The organism is Mesorhizobium sp. CO1-1-11 (assembly GCF_020164995.1).
Lineage (GTDB): Bacteria > Pseudomonadota > Alphaproteobacteria > Rhizobiales > Rhizobiaceae > Mesorhizobium > Mesorhizobium australicum.
In genome coordinates this window covers 83,228-101,911 of the sequence record NZ_JAIUHE010000009.1, presented here as the reverse complement: position 1 = coordinate 101,911, position 18,684 = coordinate 83,228, and the positions used below count along the sequence as shown (strand labels likewise).

At 62.5% G+C, this 18,684-nt stretch carries 17 protein-coding genes; 10 read left to right on the top strand and 7 right to left on the bottom strand.

The window, feature by feature from the left end; all coding sequences use genetic code 11:
* Positions 1 to 23: 23 nt before the first annotated feature.
* Positions 24 to 1,094: a GGDEF domain-containing protein gene (locus LB554_RS12495; protein WP_224584811.1), complete on the bottom strand. Its 1,071-nt coding sequence runs from the start codon at positions 1,092 to 1,094 to the stop codon at positions 24 to 26.
* A 387-nt stretch (positions 1,095 to 1,481) separates the two neighbouring features.
* Here LB554_RS12495 and LB554_RS12490 point away from each other — a divergent pair, with 387 nt between their 5' ends.
* From LB554_RS12490 to LB554_RS12480, 3 genes are all read left to right on the top strand, one after another.
* Positions 1,482 to 1,898 carry a GFA family protein gene (locus tag LB554_RS12490; protein ID WP_015317647.1) on the top strand — a complete coding sequence of 139 codons (417 nt, stop codon included), beginning with the start codon at positions 1,482 to 1,484 and terminating at the stop codon, positions 1,896 to 1,898.
* Between the two features lie 78 nt (positions 1,899 to 1,976).
* A complete protein-coding gene (locus LB554_RS12485) occupies positions 1,977 to 2,336 on the top strand; it encodes a diacylglycerol kinase (protein WP_015317648.1) in 360 nt (119 codons plus the stop codon).
* A gap of 40 nt (positions 2,337 to 2,376) precedes the next feature.
* Positions 2,377 to 2,964 (top strand): hemerythrin domain-containing protein, encoded by a 588-nt coding sequence (locus LB554_RS12480; RefSeq protein ID WP_224584804.1) that lies wholly within the window; start codon positions 2,377 to 2,379, stop codon positions 2,962 to 2,964.
* Positions 2,965 to 2,967: 3 nt separating this feature from the next.
* Here LB554_RS12480 and LB554_RS12475 read toward each other — a convergent pair whose 3' ends face one another.
* Complete coding sequence (locus LB554_RS12475) at positions 2,968 to 3,555, bottom strand: DedA family protein (protein ID WP_224584803.1); 588 nt, start codon at positions 3,553 to 3,555, stop codon at positions 2,968 to 2,970.
* Positions 3,552 to 4,112: a DUF1003 domain-containing protein gene (locus tag LB554_RS12470; protein ID WP_015317651.1), complete on the bottom strand. Its 561-nt coding sequence runs from the start codon at positions 4,110 to 4,112 to the stop codon at positions 3,552 to 3,554. The genes LB554_RS12475 and LB554_RS12470 overlap by 4 nt, the downstream gene beginning before the upstream one ends.
* A gap of 192 nt (positions 4,113 to 4,304) precedes the next feature.
* Here LB554_RS12470 and LB554_RS12465 point away from each other — a divergent pair, with 192 nt between their 5' ends.
* From LB554_RS12465 to LB554_RS12440, 6 genes are all read left to right on the top strand, one after another.
* Positions 4,305 to 5,021, top strand: coding sequence for a DNA-3-methyladenine glycosylase I (locus LB554_RS12465; protein ID WP_140664293.1), 717 nt, complete (start codon positions 4,305 to 4,307; stop codon positions 5,019 to 5,021).
* Between the two features lie 63 nt (positions 5,022 to 5,084).
* Positions 5,085 to 6,761: an NAD+ synthase gene (locus LB554_RS12460; protein WP_015317653.1), complete on the top strand. Its 1,677-nt coding sequence runs from the start codon at positions 5,085 to 5,087 to the stop codon at positions 6,759 to 6,761.
* Positions 6,762 to 6,817: 56 nt separating this feature from the next.
* Positions 6,818 to 7,234 carry a GNAT family N-acetyltransferase gene (locus LB554_RS12455; protein WP_224584802.1) on the top strand — a complete coding sequence of 139 codons (417 nt, stop codon included), beginning with the start codon at positions 6,818 to 6,820 and terminating at the stop codon, positions 7,232 to 7,234.
* A 382-nt stretch (positions 7,235 to 7,616) separates the two neighbouring features.
* Positions 7,617 to 9,422, top strand: coding sequence for an ABC transporter ATP-binding protein (locus tag LB554_RS12450; protein WP_224584801.1), 1,806 nt, complete (start codon positions 7,617 to 7,619; stop codon positions 9,420 to 9,422).
* 60 nt (positions 9,423 to 9,482) lie between these two features.
* Positions 9,483 to 10,796 (top strand): hypothetical protein, encoded by a 1,314-nt coding sequence (locus LB554_RS12445; protein WP_224584800.1) that lies wholly within the window; start codon positions 9,483 to 9,485, stop codon positions 10,794 to 10,796.
* Between the two features lie 169 nt (positions 10,797 to 10,965).
* Positions 10,966 to 12,339 carry a glutamate--tRNA ligase gene (locus LB554_RS12440; RefSeq protein WP_015317657.1) on the top strand — a complete coding sequence of 458 codons (1,374 nt, stop codon included), beginning with the start codon at positions 10,966 to 10,968 and terminating at the stop codon, positions 12,337 to 12,339.
* Here LB554_RS12440 and LB554_RS12435 read toward each other — a convergent pair.
* From LB554_RS12435 to LB554_RS12420, 4 genes are all read right to left on the bottom strand, one after another.
* Complete coding sequence (locus LB554_RS12435; RefSeq protein WP_224584799.1) at positions 12,257 to 13,408, bottom strand: DUF2865 domain-containing protein; 1,152 nt, start codon at positions 13,406 to 13,408, stop codon at positions 12,257 to 12,259. The genes LB554_RS12440 and LB554_RS12435 overlap by 83 nt on opposite strands.
* 143 nt (positions 13,409 to 13,551) lie before the next feature.
* Entirely contained in the window at positions 13,552 to 14,229 is a 678-nt protein-coding gene (locus LB554_RS12430) for an outer membrane protein (protein WP_015317659.1), read from the bottom strand.
* Positions 14,230 to 14,422: 193 nt separating this feature from the next.
* Complete coding sequence (locus tag LB554_RS12425; RefSeq protein ID WP_224584798.1) at positions 14,423 to 16,747, bottom strand: NADP-dependent malic enzyme; 2,325 nt, start codon at positions 16,745 to 16,747, stop codon at positions 14,423 to 14,425.
* A 175-nt stretch (positions 16,748 to 16,922) separates the two neighbouring features.
* On the bottom strand, positions 16,923 to 17,702 hold the full coding sequence (locus LB554_RS12420) for an SDR family oxidoreductase (RefSeq protein WP_224584797.1): 780 nt from the start codon (positions 17,700 to 17,702) through the stop codon (positions 16,923 to 16,925).
* Positions 17,703 to 17,855: 153 nt separating this feature from the next.
* Here LB554_RS12420 and LB554_RS12415 point away from each other — a divergent pair, with 153 nt between their 5' ends.
* Positions 17,856 to 18,638 carry a UDP-2,3-diacylglucosamine diphosphatase gene (locus tag LB554_RS12415; RefSeq protein ID WP_181171109.1) on the top strand — a complete coding sequence of 261 codons (783 nt, stop codon included), beginning with the start codon at positions 17,856 to 17,858 and terminating at the stop codon, positions 18,636 to 18,638.
* Positions 18,639 to 18,684 lie beyond the last annotated feature (46 nt).

The window sequence follows — 18,684 nt, the reverse complement described above, 5'->3', positions numbered from 1 at the left end:
CTGAAACCCCATCCCGTCGGTTGTCAGTCTTTCTTGTAGAGCAGCCAGCTTTTGCCGGCGCGCCCTGCCATGGCTGAATGCCTGCTGACGCGGTTGCGCCCGCTGACCTTGGAGCGGTAGAGCGCCCGATCCGCCTTGGTGTAGAGGTCTTCGGGGCCTTCAGCCTCTGATGCCATGCAGATGCCCATCGATACCGTCACGGTCCCGTAATTCATGCCGGTCTGGCTGCTGGTGAACGGCGTCTGCTCGATCAGGGCGCGAATGCGTTCCGCGATCTCGTAGGTTGCGTCCTCGCTGGCGCCCTCGATGATCAGCGCGAACTCCTCGCCGCCGGTTCGGGCGACGAACATGTCGCCGCGGATGCTGGTCTGGAAAATCTCGGCGATGATCTGGATGATCTTGTCGCCGACAGGATGGCCATAGCGGTCATTAATGTCCTTGAACCGGTCGATGTCGACAAGGACAAGGGCATTGAACAGAATACCCTTGTTGCTGTTGTAGATCCTGGTGATTTCCTTGTCGAAAGCGCGACGATTCCAGATCTGGGTCAACGGATCCGTATCGGCCAGCCGCTTGTATTCCTCGAGCTTCGACTTGACGCTCTCAAGCTCCGCCGTCTTGTCGCTGAGCGTCGAGGCGACCTGCCGGCCGTGGTCGATCGTCGAATTGGTTGCGATCGTCATTGCGTTGGCGATCTTTTGCAGAAGATCCTGGGAGAGAAGGCTGCGGTTGCTCAGGCCACTGGATGTCTCGTCGAGGATCCTGCCGTATTTTTCGATATGGCTGCGCTCGCTGCGCAGAAGCGACGCGACCTCCTCAAGCTCCTTGGCGATGACGTCCCGGGCATGCTCGATGATGCCGGGGCCATGATTATGGGCAAAGAAAGCGCGCCCGATCTGATCCAGCTCATCCTGCGTCGGCCGGCTGCTCAGCGACAAGACGGCAAGACCGAGCTCGCGGTTGGTGCCGCTCAGGGCCTCATAGAAGATCTCGTAGTTGCGCGGCAGGCCGAGCACGCCAAGCTGGCGCATGGTGGCCACGACTGTGCTTGCGATCTCAGTGTTTCGTTCGGTCTGGGTGGCCGCCGGCTGCATGGTTGTTCGCTCTTCCCTTGGGAACGCGCCTGAACTTGGCGCATATCCATCATCGCTGACGCGGGGACGCCACCCATTCGAAGCCGACACACGAAAAGGCGCGTCCCCACACGCGACCTTCGATGGAGATCACCATAGATGCAGTAGCGCTAAAGTTTCCTTAATCGACAGAACTCACGCCTTTTCGCTACATCAGGCTGCATGCGTCCAACCAGACTATCAACCTCCAGGCAGCGCTGATTGGCGGCGTTGCATGCAAATTCGCGGCTGAGCGAAACTGAACTTCGGATTTTCCACAACAACAGATGTCGCAATTGCTTACGCATGACGGCCGCAAAGCTGGAATGCTGGTGCCTTCGTCAGACTACAGTTTAGGGGAGAAACCCAGTGCGGGAGAGTCACCAGGGATCATGCCTGTGCGGAGCGGTCCGCTTCCGGACAAGTGGGGCACTGCGTGGCGTCGTCTACTGCCATTGTTCGCAATGCCGCAAACAGAGCGGGCATTTCTATGCCGCGACCAATGTTGCCGATACCGACATCGTGATCGAAGGCACGGAAAGCATCACCTGGTATGAAGCGTCCGGCTTCGCCAGGCGCGGCTTTTGCAAGACATGCGGGTCGCTGCTGTTCTGGAAGGCAATGGACCAAGACCATATCTCGGTCATGGCGGGATCGTTCGACAAGCCGACAGCGCTCGAGGGCGAATGTCATATCTTCGTCGGCGACAAGGGCGACTATTATTCGATCGACGATGGGCTGCCGCAGTTTGAAAAGTCGACACCGGCCATACCGGTAGCCGAATGAAATTTGGACGATCCGCCTTATTCCATTGATCGGGGCATTGCTTTATCCCGGGCCGGTGATTCCGAGAGGGGCCTTGGCATGCAGCGGCTGATCGATGCTTTTATCAATTCGGTGCGGGCATTTCGCAAGCTTGCGGTTAGCGAGAAGGCTTTCCAGCAGGAACTGATGCTGCTGGTGCTGGCCTTGCCCGCTGGCTGGTTCGTTTCGGTGTCTTGGCGCGGTTACGCGCTGCTGATCGGCGCGGTGCTCCTCTTGATCATGGTCGAAGTGCTGAACACGGGCATCGAGGCGGCGTGCGACGCAATTTCTCGTGAATTCCATATCGATATCCAGCTCGCCAAGGATTGCGGCTCGCTGGCGGTGCTGATTTCTGTGGTGATTGCCGGCGGCGTCTGGGGCATCGCTCTCATCGAGCGCATAACGGGGGTGCCGATCTGAAGCTTTGATGCCTATATGACGGTCACCAAAGGAGACCGTCATGGCAGAGGTCACGAATTCATCGCTTCTCGAACGCCTGGGCCTGCCGGACGACCTGCGCTGGCTGGCCGACAAATATCCCCGCGAAAACTGGCAGGCTCACGCCAACATTCACGGCATGGCCAATATGTGGCTGCAGCGGCACGACATGTTCCGCGAACTCGGCGGCATGCTCACCGGCGGCATTGGCAACTATCGCGAAGGCAGACTGACGGCCCCCGATTTCGCGCGCTGGTTCGCGCCGCGCCTCAACCATTTTCTCGGGCATCTCGACGGCCACCACAATGTCGAGGACTACCAGTATTTCCCGGCCTTCACCAAGGCGGAGCCCCGTCTGAAGCGCGGGTTCGAGATTCTCGATGCCGACCACCACACCATCCATGAAGGATTGGAGCGCAACGCCGAGGCGGCGAACGCCTTCATCCGCACACTTCAGGAGAGTGAGGACAAGCAGCGCTTCGCCGCCGATGCCTATGCCGACGAAAACAACCGTCTGATCGCGATGCTGAACCGGCATCTGGCCGATGAGGAGGACCTGATCATCCCGCTCATCCTCGATCGGGGGGACCAGGCGCTCGGCATCGACTAACGGTCAAAACTCCTTGTCGCGCTCCCGCTTGGCGACATGGCGGGCGACAAACCAGGCAAGCACGGCCACGGCAAGGCCGATGCCGAGCCCGACGAACAGCCGCTCGTGCCGCATCAGCGCCTGGCCAATCAACTGTTCGGCTCCCAATCCGAAGACATAGCCGATCGTGCTGAACAGGACCGCCCAGATGACCGAGGAAATGGCGTTGAGGATGACGAAGCGCGGCGCCGCTATGGTCGAAAGGCCGGCCGCGATGCCGCCGACCAGGCGCATGCCGTAGACATAGCGGTTCGACAGCACGAAGATGTTGGGATGGGTGTTGAGCAGGCGGTAGGCGCGGCGAAAGCCGGGCCGCCGGCGCAGCCTGACGACATGGCGATTATCGGCGAAACTTCTGCCGAGGATGAAGAAAAAGGTGTCGCCAGCGAAGGCGCCCAGCGCTGCCGCGACGAAGGCATGCCACAGCACGAAAACATGCTGGTGGGCGAAAAAACCTCCCAGGATAGCGGCACTTTCGCCTTCGGCCACGCAGCCGAGAAAAACCGCCAGCAACCCGTATTGCTCGATGAAATGGTGGATCGCTTCGGTCATGAGGCCGACTGCTGTGACAGTCTTTCGTCGATCCGCTTGACCAGTTCGGCCAGCCGCACGATTTCGTCGCGCATGCCGATGATCTGGCTGTGGCGCAGTTCGTCCAGCTTCTCATGCAGCGCCATGATCTCGATCTCGGCCTTCAGATTGACCTCGTAATCATGGGCGGCATCGATGCGGTCGCGTTCGGTCTGGCGGTTCTGCGCCATCATGATCACCGGCGCCTGCAATGCGGCGACCATCGACAGGACGAGGTTGAGGAAGATGAAGGGGTAGGGGTCGAATGCATCGCGCGACAACAGCCAGACATTGGCTGATGTCCACACGATCAGGAAGGCGATGAAGGTCAGGATGAACGACCAGGAGCCGCCGATGCGGGCGATCGTATCGGCAAGGCGGTCGCCAAAAGTCTGGTGGAAAGCGACGGCCTTGTTGGTGTCCCTGGTGATGGTGGTACGCTCGATGGTGCTTTGCAGCACCCGGTTTTCCAACTGGCTCAGCCCATCCGGCTTCCGCTTCAGCCAACGGTTCGCCAGGTCGTCGATGGTCTTGTTCATGGCCGTCTCCAAGCGCTTTGCTGCGCTAAAGCGCGTCGCGTCGAAGCGGATTGAGGCGACGCGCTTTAGGTTTTTGCTTTTATGCATGTCGTCTTCCCAAAACCGAGGTCACTTTTGGGCGACATGCATTAGAGGTAGAGGCTGCCGGCCCGGGCGGGAAGTGCTAGAATTTGAGGCGAACCGAGGGGACCGATGGCCGACTTCAAGAAAATTCGCGCTCGCGCGGCAAATCGCAAGGGCGGTGAGGCGGAACTGACCTCGCTGTTGGGTCCGATACCCGACAATGCCGCCGTCGCCGATATTGCCGACGCCCGCATCCTTTCGACCATGGCCGAGCGCGTCTTTGCCGCCGGTTTCGTCTGGCGCGTCATCGAGCAGAAATGGCCCGGTTTCGAGGAAGCGTTCCTGCGCTTCGAGCCGAAGCGGCTTTTGTTCCAGCCCGACGATTTCTGGCACGACCTGGCCTCGGACCAGCGCATCGTGCGCAATCCGCAGAAGATCAGGTCCGTTCGCGACAACGCCGCCTTCGTCGAGCGCGTGTCCCGGGAACATGGCGGCTTCGGCAATTTTCTCGCCGAATGGCCCGCCGATGACCAGGTCGGGCTGATGGCCTATCTCGGCAAGCATGGCAGCCGGCTCGGCGGCAACACCGGCCAGTATTTTTTGCGCTGGCTGGGCTGGGATGCTTTCGTCATTTCGGCCGACATGGCGGCAGCCCTTCGCGACGCGGGCCTCGACATCGCGGACAACCCGACATCGAAGAAGGACCTCGACAAGATCCAGGTCCAGATCAACCGATGGGCCGACGAGACAGGGCTGCCGCGCCGGCATCTCTCGCGCATCCTGGCCATGTCGATCGGCGAAAACCACTCTCCGCAATCGCTGCGCGAGTATATGGGCGACGATTGACGGGCTGAATTGGTCCAAACGAACGCCATTGCGAGGTGAATTCCGCCGCGCTAAGTCAGCAGCATGACCAAGAAGCTCGACATACTGCGTATCGCCATCGCCCAGCTCAACCCGACTGTCGGCGACGTCGCCGGCAACCTCGCCAAGGCGCGCGAGGCGAGGGCGGATGCCGCCCGCCAGGGCGCCGATCTCGTGCTCTATACCGAGCTTTTCCTCGCCGGCTATCCGCCGGAGGATCTGGTGCTCAAGCCGGCTTTCCTCAAGGCATGCGAGCGGGCAGCACAGGATTTTGCCGCGGACACCGCCGATGGCGGTCCCGGCGTCATCATCGGCACGCCGCTGAAGCGCAAGAGCGGCACGCATAATTCCATCGTCTTCGCCGATGGGGGCAAGATCATCGCCGAACGCTACAAGCTCGACCTGCCCAATTACGGCGAATTCGACGAGAAGCGCGTCTTCCAGGCCGGGCCCGAGATCCAGGGACCGGTCAACTTCCGCGGCGTGCGCATCGGCATACCGATCTGCGAGGACATCTGGGGCGACGTCGCGGTCTGCGAGACGCTGGCCGAAAGCGGCGCGGAAATCCTGCTGGTGCCGAACGGGTCGCCCTATTATCGCGCCAAGATCGACGTTCGCCACCAGGTCGTGATCAAGCAAGTCATCGAATGCGGCCTGCCGATGATCTATGCCAACCAGCTCGGCGGCCAGGACGAGCTGATCTTCGACGGCGCCTCCTTCGCCATCGGGGCGGACAAGACGCTCGCCTTCCAGATGAGTCAGTTCGAGGATGCGGTCGACGTCACCACCTGGAAACGTACCGATGATGGCTGGGTCTGTTCGGAAGGACCGATGTCGAAAATCCCGGACAAGGAGGAGGCCGACTACCGCGCCTGCATGCTCGGCCTGCGCGATTACGTCAACAAGAACGGCTTCAAGAATGTGGTGCTTGGCCTTTCCGGCGGCATCGATTCCGCGATCTGTGCCGCATTGGCCGTCGATGCGCTGGGCGAGGAACGGCTGCGTGCCGTCATGATGCCTTATCGCTACACTTCGAAGGATTCCCTCAAGGACGCCGAGGACTGCGCCCGCGCCCTCGGCTGCCGCTATGACATCGTGCCGATCTTCGAGCCCGTCGAAGGCTTTTTGCATGCGCTGACGCAATTGTTCGAAGGCACCAAGGAAGGCATCACCGAGGAGAATTTGCAGAGCCGCGCGCGCGGCACCATCCTGATGGCGATCTCCAACAAATTCGGCTCGATGGTCGTCACCACGGGCAACAAGAGCGAGATGTCGGTCGGCTACGCCACGCTCTACGGCGACATGAATGGCGGCTTCAATCCGATCAAGGACCTTTACAAGATGCAGGTCTACGCGCTCTCGCGCTGGCGCAACAGCCATGTGCCGCCGGGTGCGCTCGGGCCTTCGGGCGAGGTGATCCCGAAGAACATCATCGACAAGGCGCCATCGGCCGAATTGCGCGAGAACCAGACCGACCAGGATTCGCTGCCGCCCTATCCGGTGCTGGACGACATCCTCGAATGCCTGGTCGAGAACGAGATGGGCGTCGACGACATCGTCTCGCGCGGCCATGACCGGGCGACGGTGGCGCGCATCGAACATCTGCTCTACATCGCCGAGTACAAGCGCAGGCAGGCGGCACCGGGTGTGAAGATCACCAGGAAGAATTTTGGCCGCGACCGCCGCTATCCCATCACCAATCGTTTCAGGGATCGTGGCTGAAGCGCAGTTCGTCTGCTGGGCGAAAATACGCGGCATGGCGGGATAGGGATACCAGCATGCCTGACTGTGAAATCAGCTTCGACCTCTCACGGATCGACTTTCGTGCGACCTCCGACCTGTTGATGGAAAGCTACTGGGGAGCTGGACGCAGCGACGAGTTCCATCGCCGGGCCTTTGCCAACTCGTTCTGCGCCGCCGCCTACATCGCCGGCAAACAGGTCGGTTTCGGCAGGGCGATCACCGACCGCACGGTATTCGCCTATCTCGCGGATATCATCGTCTGGCCCGAGCATCGCGGGCAGGGCGTCGGCTTGCGGCTGGTGCGGACACTCATCGACCATCCTGAACTCAGCACCGTCTCGCATTGGAGCCTGTCGACCAGCGACGCGCATGGGGTCTATGAAAAGCTGGGTTTCAAGGCATCGATGGATGGGCGATACATGCGCCTCGATCGTGCGCCGCATGCCGGGTGAACGACGTGCGACGGCGATAGGCAGGGATAGCGACTGTTGCAAAATCGCCTCATCGGCTGGGCCAGAGATGCTTTTGGCCATGGCTTGCCTTGGCGCGCAATCGAAGCACCCCTATAAGAGCCTTTCCGCGATTCCCTTCAGGGAGGACCGAATGCCAGGATTTGACATCGTTATGCGAGGCCGCGAGGCCTAGGTCTGCGCCGGTGTTCCGAAGTATCGGAACCATACCGGGCGTAGAAAAGGCATTTGCCGCTGCCGGTCGCCGCCCATGGGCAGGCGACCAACGCCGAACCTCCGCATTCATGGGCAATTCGCCCCGGCGCGGTTTTTCAACCTTCGACCTTTATTTGGGATCGGGCTCGTTTTGCGCCCGAATGACATCATGGCTCGTTTCAAGATCGATTTGCGCGCGAGCGCCTTTCGCAGCGTTCTTGGCTTCACACTTACCCATTGGCGGCGTCAGCCTTGGCGGCTCTCGCTCATCATTGGCGGTTTCCTGCTGTCGACGCTGGCCGACGTGCTGACGCCGCTCTACTCCGGTCGGCTGGTCGATGCTGTCGCCAGCAGCGCCGGAGCGGATGCCATTGCCTGGAACGCCGCGATGACGGCATTTTTCTTCTTGATGGCGCTGGCGCTGACTGGCGTCGTGTTGCGCAATCTTGCCTTCATGGGCATCGTGGAGCTGACACTCAAGATGATGGCCGACATCGCGGCCGACGCCTTCCATCGCGTTCAGCGCTTTTCGACCGACTGGCATGCCAACTCGTTTGCCGGCTCGACGGTGCGCAAGGTGACGCGCGGCATGTGGGCGCTCGACCTGCTCAACGACACGATCCTGATCGCGCTGCTGCCGTCGGTGGTCATGCTCGCCGGCTCGACGCTGCTGCTCGGCTGGTTCTGGCCGCTGATGGGCGTGGTCGTCGCGGCCGGCTCCCTGCTGTTCATCACGGTGACGGCCATGTTGTCGCTTGGCTATGTCGCCCCCGCGGCAAGGCTTGCGAACACCTGGGACACGCGCCTCGGCGGCTCGCTGGCCGACGCGGTCAGCTGCAACGCCGTGGTCAAGGGCTTTGGCGCCGAGACGCGCGAAGAGCGCCGCCTCGCCAGGGTGGTCGCCAAATGGCGCGAGCGCACGCGGCGCACCTGGGTGCGCGGCACCATCAACGGCACCACCCAAGGGGCGCTGCTGCTGGTCATGCGGGCCGCCGTGATCGGCCTGGCGCTGATGCTGTGGTCGTGGGGGCAGGCGAGCGCCGGCGATGTCGCTTTCGTGCTGACCTCATTCTTCGTGCTGCAAGGCTATTTGCGCGATATCGGCACGCATATCCGCAATTTGCAGCGTTCGATCAACGACATGGAGGAACTGGTCGATTTCCAGTCCGAACCGCTCGGCATCGAAGACAGGCCCGGCGCCGAACCGATTGCCATCACGCAGGGCCACATCGCCTTCGACAACGTCACCTTTCACTACGGCAATCACCGGTCGCCGCTCTACCGTGACTTTTCGGTGGATATCGCGCCGGGCGAACGTGTCGGGCTCGTCGGTCACTCGGGTTCGGGCAAGACCACATTCGTCAAGCTCATCCAGCGGCTCTATGACGTGAATGCGGGAAAGATCGTGATCGATGGCCAGGATATCTCACAGGTCGCCCAGGCGTCGCTGCGCGCCCAGATCGCCATCGTTCAGCAGGAGCCGATCCTGTTCCACCGGTCGCTGGCCGAAAATATCGCCTATGCCAGGCCAAGCGCGACGCAGGGGGAGATCGAGCATGCCGCCAGGCTGGCGAGCGCGCATGACTTCATCACCAGCCTGCCGAAGGGCTATGGGACGCTGGTCGGCGAACGTGGCGTGAAACTGTCGGGCGGCGAGCGCCAACGCGTGGCGATCGCCCGCGCTTTCCTGGCCGATGCGCGCATCCTGATCCTGGACGAGGCGACGTCGAGCCTCGATTCGGAATCGGAGGTGCTCATCCAGCAGGCGATGGAACGGCTGATGGTCGGCCGCACGACACTGGTCATCGCGCATCGGCTTTCGACGGTGCGGGCGCTCGACAGACTGCTGGTCTTCGATCGCGGCAAGATCGTCGAGGAAGGCTCGCATGACGAGTTGATCCGGCTGAAGGGCGGCATCTACCGCCGCCTGTTCGAGCGCCAGGCGCTGGAACTTACCAAGGGCCTCGTGATGTGATCCGAGGTGGCCTCCGGCTGCCGGGGGCCACCTCTATCGGTTGCCATAAGCCGGCGAGCCATGTGGCGCTCGCAATCGCAGCGCGAAGCCAAAGTCCCAAGTGCGGGACGTCTGTTTACGTTACCGGCCGAGATTCGTTGTTTCCACTTTTGGTTGCTGTACTCTGTAAAAGCAACCTACTCGGTGTTTACGATGCATCTCGTTTCCGCAAATGCCGGCGCGCAAAAGGTGACGGCCCCGTCGGTGCTGGACTCCCAGCACGGCTCGGTTCGGCCACTCGCCGCCGAAGATCTCGAGCGCGTCGCGGCACTCTTCCTGACGAAGTTTCGCCGCCGCCGCCGTCACCTCCTCGATCGCGCTATCGAGGAGACGGCCGAATACATGAGAAAGATCTATCTTGACCCCGCCGGCCTGTCCGGTGCGAGCAGCGCTCTTGTCCAGATCAACCGGCAGGGCGATCTCGGCGGGTTCCTCGGCGTCCTGAAAGCCCGTTACGAGTTCAACGGCGCTGGATTGAATGCGGCGATCATCGGTCCGTTCATGGCCGACACCGGCGCCGACGATGGCTCGGCAGGACCGCAATTGCTGCGCGCCTTGCACCAAGGCGAATTCGATCTGCAACTGACGGATTCGGCCAACCGGGTCTCCCTGGCCTTCGCGCGACCGATGAAATACCAGCTCCTGCCGGTCCACTGCCTGGGATGGACCTGCATCTTGCGGCCAGCCGCGATGGCCGCCGCCGCGCTGCACCGTAAATGGCCCGGCCTGCCTCGCTTGGCACTCGATCCCTGCGCGAGAGCATTCGACGCTGTCGCGAAGCGAAGGTTCGGATCGCCTTTCCAGCCTTCATCGTCGCATCGGGTCCATGCCGAGCCGATCAATGCCGCGCAGTTTGCCGAGCGGCTGCCGACCTTTCTCTCCGATTACGCTCTTCGGCCGAGTTGGAAGGACGGCGAACTGCCGCGGCTGCTCGCGCTGGCGGCCGAGAAGCGGGCCGACGGACCACTTCATTTCGGCGGGACTTACGATGAGACAGGCAAAATGCTCGGTTGCTATGCCTTTTACGGCCGAGTCGGAGACATGGCGGTCCTGCTGCAAATCCAGGCTTCCGGACACCACTGGGGCGCGACGCTGGACGGCCTCGTCGCGGCAGCGCGGGATATGGGCTGCGCAGGCATCACCGGGCAGACACAGGGCAAGTTCATGCCTCACCTCTTCGGCTACAGGAATGTCTTCTTCCGCTATGCCGGCGGGACGATGGTTCGCTCGCGAATCGCCGAGGTCACGCAAGCGGTCCGTTCCGGCGACATCGCTATCGGCGGCTTGATGGGCGACCGCTGGACCCGCTTGAGTTCAGACGACTTCGGCCGCTGATCGTCGTCAACCACCTATTCGTCGGCTCCGCCGGCTGCTTGCCCTCTCACGGCGGGCCTTGCGCCGCCTGCCGGCCCGGTCTTTTCATTCCAGCCGCCATGTTCTATGTCTGCGGCACGGCGCGGGGGCGCATCTTGTCAATCATAAAGGCATCCGGTACGCCCCGCTCATGACAGTTACCGTTCGTTTCGCCCCGTCACCGACCGGCCGCATCCACATCGGCAATGCGCGCACCGCTCTGTTCAACTGGCTGTTTGCCCTCAACAACAAGGGCCGCTTCATCCAGCGCTTCGACGACACCGACATCGCTCGCTCGAAGCAGGAATTCGCCGACGCCATCCTTTACGACCTGCACTGGCTGGGCATTTTCCCGGATGCCACCGAGTATCAGTCGCGGCGCTTCGAAATCTATGACGCGGCGGTGGAGCGGCTGAAGGCGGCGGGCGTTCTTTACGCCTGCTACGAAACGCCGGAAGAACTCGATCTCAGGCGCAAGGTGCGCCGCACGCGGGGCCTGCCGCCGGTCTATGGCCGCGAGGCATTGGCGCTGACGACAGAGCAGGTGGCCGAATATCAGGCCGATGGACGCCGGCCCCACTGGCGTTTCCTGCTGCCCAATTTCTCCGGCGATCCGCTGCAGCCGGAGCGCACCGAGATCCGCTGGGACGATTTGGTGCGTGGCGAGGAGATGGTGGATCTGGCCTCGCTGTCCGATCCGGTGCTGGTGCGTGAGGACGGCACCTATCTCTACACGCTGCCCTCCGTCGTCGACGACATGGAGATGGGTGTCAGCCATGTCATCCGCGGCGACGATCATGTCACGAACACCGGCGTGCAAATCGCCCTGTTCAAGGCGCTGGGTGCCGAGCCGCCCGTCTTCGGCCACCACAATCTCCTGACCACCGTCTCGGGCGAGGGGCTGTCGAAGCGCACCGGCGCACTTTCCATCGAGAGCCTGCGTGAAGACGGCATCGAGCCGATGGCCGTCGCTTCGCTGGCCGTACTGGTCGGCACGTCGGAGAATGTCGCGGCCGCGCATGACCTGACCGAACTCGCCGGCCATTTCGACCCGGCCGCGACCTCGAAATCGTCCTCCAAGTTCGATCCGGCCGAATTGTTCGTGCTCAACCGGGTGCTGCTGCATCACATGCCGTTCGACGAGGCGCGGGACCGGCTGATGGTGCTGGGCATTTCCGGCGAACAGGCCGAACCATTCTGGCTGGCGGTGCGCGGCAATCTCGACCGACTGGCCGATGCGGTTGCCTGGTGGCGCGTCCTGCGCGAAGGGCCGCGGGAGAAGCCCGACTTTTCCGACGACGACCGCGATTTTCTGCACCAGGCGCTCGATCTCCTGCCTGAGGAGCCGTGGAACGGGACGGTCTGGAAGGATTGGACCGGCAAGATCAGGGAAGCGACCGGCCGCAAGGGCAAGGCGCTGTTCATGCCGCTCAGGCTTGCCCTTACTGGACTGCCTTCGGGGCCGGAGCTTGCAGATCTATTGCCCCTGATGGGTCGGGAAGGAACGTTGGCCCGACGACCCTGACCTTGCGCTGGTCCGGAGGCACGGCAGAAACCGGCGATGTCACAGGCTTGGCCGAGAGGCGCTTGATGGTCTCACGGTCGAGCCCGCCGTCCCTGTTGGCCAGGGTCTCCGGGTCGGCACCCGGATCGGGCTTTAAGGCCGGCACCGGAACGAGCGGTGCCGCTTCCGGTTCGGGCTGTGACTGTTGGGGGCTTGGCGAGTTGCCGCCAATGATCTGGAAATTCTGCGCGGCGTTGCAGCCGCACGCGGGCGGCCGCGACATGTCGGGCTGCTTGTAGAGATAGGCGGTCGGCAATTCGCCGTAGGGCCTGCCGGTGACCGATGACATCATCGATGCCGAATCATCGTCCATGCCGCGCGAATAGAAGACCTGCATCTCGGTGCCGGGGCAGGCCGATTCGCAATTCTTCTGGTCGCGCTCGAAATCGCCGGCCGAGGCGGCATTCGACATGGGGAAGAAATAGCCGTCGCAAGTGCGCACGCAACTGGTGTGGAATTCGCCGCCGCTGCTCGCAACGTCCGGACTGCCGGGCTGGTCCAATGTATCGATCTGGCGGTCGTCGCCGCCGAAAAGCTGGTCGAAGAGATTGGCATTGCCTCCATCTTCACGATTCGCTTCCTGCGGAGGCGCGCGGCGGGGGGACACCGCATCGTCACGACAGTCATTGGCATCGAGCGCCGCCAGGATATGGCCCCGGTCGCGGCGTGAACGGCCGCCGGCGAGTTGGGCGCGCTTGGCTTGCAGACTGTCGAGATTGGCGCTCATGCGCTCGATGGTGGCGTTGAGCCCGGCGCACCGGTTGATGTTGCGGGAAAATAGTGAAAACCCGCAACCGGCATTGTCCGCCTGGCTGCGGGCCTTGGAGATCTGTTCGCGCTGCCGGTAGATGGCCGCATCGTATTTGCGGATCATTGCCGGACCGCCGCCGCCACGCGAAGCCGCGGCGAGCTCGGCCTCCAGTTGACGGCAGACCCGCGAAGCGGCCTGCGGCTCGCTGACCACGGCGCCGGACAGCAGAAGGCCAAGCAGCACGGCAGCATGCGCCTGCTTCAAACCTCCGCTCGCCATCCGCCTCGATCCCGCTTGCCTGTGGTCGCCAAGGCTACCCCGTTCGCGGTTAAGCGTCTATTTCGGAAGTTGCTTAGTTGCCGGCTGAAAAAAGCCGCGCGCATTCGGTGTGCCCATCAGTCCGGCAATGGCCGGGTGGGCCATCAGAACTTGTAGTTCATCCCGATCCTGACGGTACTGAACGTGTTGTCGAAAGTCGTATTGGAGTTGGGCGCGTAGTTGATCGTCTGATCCCGCAGGTCGACATATCGGTATTCGGCATTTGCCGACCAATGATCGGTGATTGCCTGCTCCAGCCCGGCGCCAATCGTCCAGCCAATTTTGGTGTTCTTTTCGGAATAGCTGTCGGCCGGACCATCGAGATACTGGTTCTCGACACCTCCGATAGCGAGGCCGCCGGTCCCGTAGACAAGGGTGCTGCCGAACGCATAGCCTGCCCTGGCGCTGATCGATCCGAACCAATCCACCCTGGTGTCGTAGACATCGCCTCCGCCGACATTGACCTCGTCGGAATGCCCCTTGATATCGGCGCCCGAAATATCGGCCTCGATCCCCAGAACCGCGGAATTGACCTGGTAATTGTAGCCGATCTGGACACCGCCCAGAAAGCCGTCGATGTCGTAGTCCTGCGTGCCCCGGATCGCTGGCGTATTTGGCAGGTTGTAGGTCGCGTCGGTTTTGCCGAAACCATAGCCGAGATGCCCGCCGACATAGACGCCGGACCAGTCATGCGCGGCCGGGCCCAGCCCGATGGCGTCGGCGGCGAACGCCTGTCCGCCAATCACAGTCAGCATTGCCGAAGCCAGCAACAGGGCTCTCATGACATTTTCACCGCCCAATCAGACGGCGTGACCATATCAAATTGACCTGGTCCGAGAAATCCGCATTCGTCCGATGCCGGATTTCTCGGTTAAGAGTTGTCGGCTCGCAACACTCGATTCCGACAATGCGTTCCGTGACGCGTCGCCGCCACACCTCAATCGGGGCCGGATCAATCGGATCGCGACCGCCGGTTCAGTCCAGATTGGCGATCGCCTGGGCCTTGTGCGCGGCTTCGACCACCGCCAGCGCCGTCATGTTGACGACGCCGCGCGAGGTCACCGAGGGTGTCAATATGTGCGCCGGCTTGTCGGTGCCGAGAAGGATGGGGCCGACATGCAAGGCATCCATCATGGCCCGCAGCGCCGTCAGCGTGATGTTGGCCGAATCGAGGTTCGGGAACACCAGGAGATTGGCTTCGCCCTTCAGGCGCGAATGCGGATAGACGCGCTGGCGCAGATGCTCCGACAAAGCGGAATCGGCGTGCATTTCGCCGTCGCACTGCAGCTCCGGCGCGATGCGCGCCAGAATCGCCGCGGCCTGACGCATCTTCAGCGCGCTCGGCGAATCGCGCGAGCCGAAATCCGAATGCGACAAGAGTGCCGCCTTCGGCTCGATGCCGAAACGCTGGATTTCTTCCGCCGCCAGCACGGTCATCTCGGCGATCTCGTCGGCCGTCGGGTCGACGGAGACGTGGGTGTCGGTAAGGAAGATGATGCCGCGTTGCGAGATCAGCATGGATAGCGTGGACAGGTCCCGGTCCTTGATGCCGGTGCGCGGCCCTATGATCAGCGTCACATTGCGCAGATGCCGCTCGAAACGGCCTTCGAGGCCGCAGACCATGGCGTCGGCATCGCCGCGCTTCAGCGCAAGTGCGGCGATCACCGTGTTGTCGGTGCGCACCATGGTACGCGCGGCCTCCGTCGTCACGCCGCGGCGGCCGGCGAGTTCGATCAGGAGGTCGACATAGTGGCGGTAGCGCGGATCGTCCTCCGGGTTGATCAGGCCGAAATCGACCCCGGGCTTGATACGCAGGCCATAGCGCTTCAGCCTGACCTCGATGACGTGCGGGCGGCCGATCAGGATCGGCTCGGCGATGCCTTCCTCAAGCACAACCTGGGCGGCACGCAGTACGCGCTCGTCCTCGCCGTCGGCGTAGATGACGCGCTTGGCGCTGGAGGCCTTGGCGGAAGAGAACACCGGCTTCATCACCAGGCCGGAGCGGAAGACGAAGCGGTTGAGCTTGTCGATATAGGCGGCGAAGTCGGTGATCGGCCGTGTCGCCACACCGGTGTCGCAGGCTGCCTTGGCCACCGCCGGCGCAATGCGCAGGATGAGGCGCGGATCGAAGGGCGAGGGGATCAGGAATTCGGGTCCGAAGACCGGCGTCTCGCTGGAATAGGCGCGCGCGGCGACATCGGAAGGCTCTTCGCGGGCAAGGGCGGCGATGGCCCGCACCGCCGCCATCTTCATCTCCTCGTTGATGGCGCTGGCGCCGCAGTCGAGCGCACCCCTGAAGATGTAGGGGAAGCAAAGCACGTTGTTGACCTGATTGGGAAAATCGGACCGTCCGGTGCAGATCATGGCGTCTGGACGGGCCGCGCGCGCCACTTCCGGCATGATCTCCGGATTGGGATTGGCCAGCGCCAGGATCAGCGGCTTCGGTGCCATGTGTTGCAGCAGTTCCGGCTTCAGCACGCCGGCGGCGGAGAGACCGAGGAAAACATCGGCGCCCGTTATGACGTCGGCCAGGGTGCGCGCGTCGGTGTCCTTCACATAAGGGTCTTTCCAACGGTCCATCTCGTCGACACGGCCCTTGTAAGCGACGCCGAACCGGTCGGTGACCCAGATGTTTTCGACGCGCACGCCGAGGGAAACGAGAAGATTGAGACAGGCTAGTGCGGCAGCACCCGCGCCGGAGGTGACGACCTTGATGTCCGAAATGGTCTTGCCGGCGAATTCCAGCCCGTTGAGCACGGCAGCGGCAACGATGATGCCGGTCCCGTGCTGATCGTCATGGAACACCGGTATGCTCATGCGAGCCTTCAGGCGTTCCTCGACCTCGAAACACTCCGGCGCCTTGATGTCCTCGAGGTTGATGCCGCCGAAGGTCGGCTCCAGAGCGGCGACGGTTTCGACCATGCGCTCGATTTCCGGCGCGTCGATCTCGATATCGAAGACGTCGATGCCGGCGAACTTCTTGAACAGGACCGCCTTGCCCTCCATCACCGGCTTGGAGGCGAGCGGCCCGATATTGCCGAGGCCGAGCACGGCCGAGCCGTTTGATACGACACCGACCAGGTTGGCGCGCGCCGTGTAGTCGGCGGCAGTCGCCGGATTGTCGCGGATTTCGAGGCAAGGGGCGGCGACGCCGGGCGAATAAGCGAGCGCCAGATCGCGCTGGTTGCCGAGCGGCTTGGTCGCCTGGATCTCGAGCTTTCCCGGCGTCGGGTGCTTGTGGAAATAGAGCGCGGCTTCGTCGAGGTCCGAACGTGCCGTTTTCTTGTTCTCGCCTTCCATGCGGCCGCTCCTCGAAACCTGCTTCGGGAGTCCTTTTAGCATGAGGCCAAGGTTTTTCGCGACGCTAATTGACGCGCCGGCATCTTTAAGCGCCAGCGCATCGAAAATCTCTAGATGTCAGACACTTACGGCTGTTACATGCCGGATGTTTCCCGCCGCTTTGCCGACATTTCGGTCAGAAAGCGCTGACGTAGAGACCGCCATCGACGGGTATATTCTGCCCGGTCAGGTAGCCGGCATGGACCGAGCAGAGGAAGGCGCAGATCTGGCCGAATTCCTCCGGCGTGCCGAGCCGTTTGGCCGGCACGTCGGCACTGATGCGGGTCTTGCGCGCCGCGGCCGCCTTGGGATTCTCTGGCGTGCCAGCCTCATGCGGGCCGCGCAGTCGGTCAGTGTCGAGCTTGCCGGGCAAGAGACTGTTGATGGTCACGTTGCGCTCGATCACCGTGCGCGCCACGCCGGCGAGAAACGAGGTCAGGCCGGCGCGCGCGCCCGATGACAGGTCGAGGCCGGGTATGGGGACGTAGACCGATAGCGAGGTGATGTTGACGATGCGCCCGAAGCCGCGCGCAGCCATGCCGTCAATGACCGCCTGAACCAGTTCGATCGGCGTCACCATGTTCTGGGTCACGCCTTCGAGGATTTTTCCGCGATCGAGTTCGCGGAAATCGCGCAATGGCGGTCCGCCATTGTTGTTGACGAGGATGTCGGGTTCCGGACAGGCGGCGAGCAGCGCTTTCTGTATCTCCGGCTTAGAAACGTCGCCGACCACTTCCGTCACCGTCACGCCATGGCGCTGGCGCAGTTCCGCGGCGGTTTTCGCGACCAGCTCCGCATTGCGCCCATTGACGACGATGTCGCAGCCCGCCTCGGCCAGCGCCATGGCGCAGCCACGGCCAAGCCCCTTGCTCGAAGCGCAGACGATGGCCTTCTTTCCGCGGATACCGAGATCCATGACGATTTTCTCCTTTGATTTGCCCGGCAGGCTAGCGCCAGCGCTGGACCAATCGCAACCGTCATACGGTTGTTGCATGAATCGGGGCATAGGCTGCTCGAAAGCAAGGGTGAATCCGCGATGTCAGGCCAAGAGCCCCGCACTTTCCGCAGCATGTTCATTTCCGATGTCCATCTGGGCTCGAAGGCGGCGAAGGCCGATTTCCTGATCGACTTCCTGCGCTACCACGATGCCGACATCATCTATCTGGTCGGCGATATCGTCGACGGCTGGCGCCTGAGGCGCAGCTGGCATTGGCCGCAAAGCCACAATGATGTCGTGCAGAAACTGCTGCGCAAGGCGCGCAAAGGCGCCTCGATCACCTATATCGCCGGCAATCACGACGAATTCGCCCGCCAGTTCCAGGGCGTGCATTTCGGCGGCATCGTCGTTGCCGACCGCGCCATCCATGAAACCGCCGATGGCCGGCGGCTGCTGGTCATCCATGGCGACCAGTTCGACACCGTAGTCCACAACCAGCGTTGGCTCGCTTATCTCGGCGACCATGCCTATGACGCCGCCATGCAAGTCAATCGGGTGATCACGCGGTTGCGCCAGCTGCTCGGCCTGCCTTACTGGTCGTTTTCGTCCTGGGCCAAGGTCAAGGTCAAGAAGGCGGTGAACTTCATCGGCTCGTTCCAGACAGTGCTCAGCGAGGAAGCGCGACGCTCGCATGTCGACGGCGTCATCTGCGGGCATATCCACCATGCCGCCATCGAAAGCTATGGGGACGTACAATATATCAACACCGGCGACTGGGTGGAGAGCTGCACCGCCGTGGTCGAGCATTTCGACGGCCGCATGGAAATCCTGACCTGGGCGCATGTGTTGCCTGAAGCGCTTGACGAGCCCTTCATCCCGCTGCTGATCGAGGACAGGGTGGTGCAGGCGGCCTGAGGCGGAAGCCGGCCCTGCAATTTCTGGTGTTAATCGACTGGTCCAG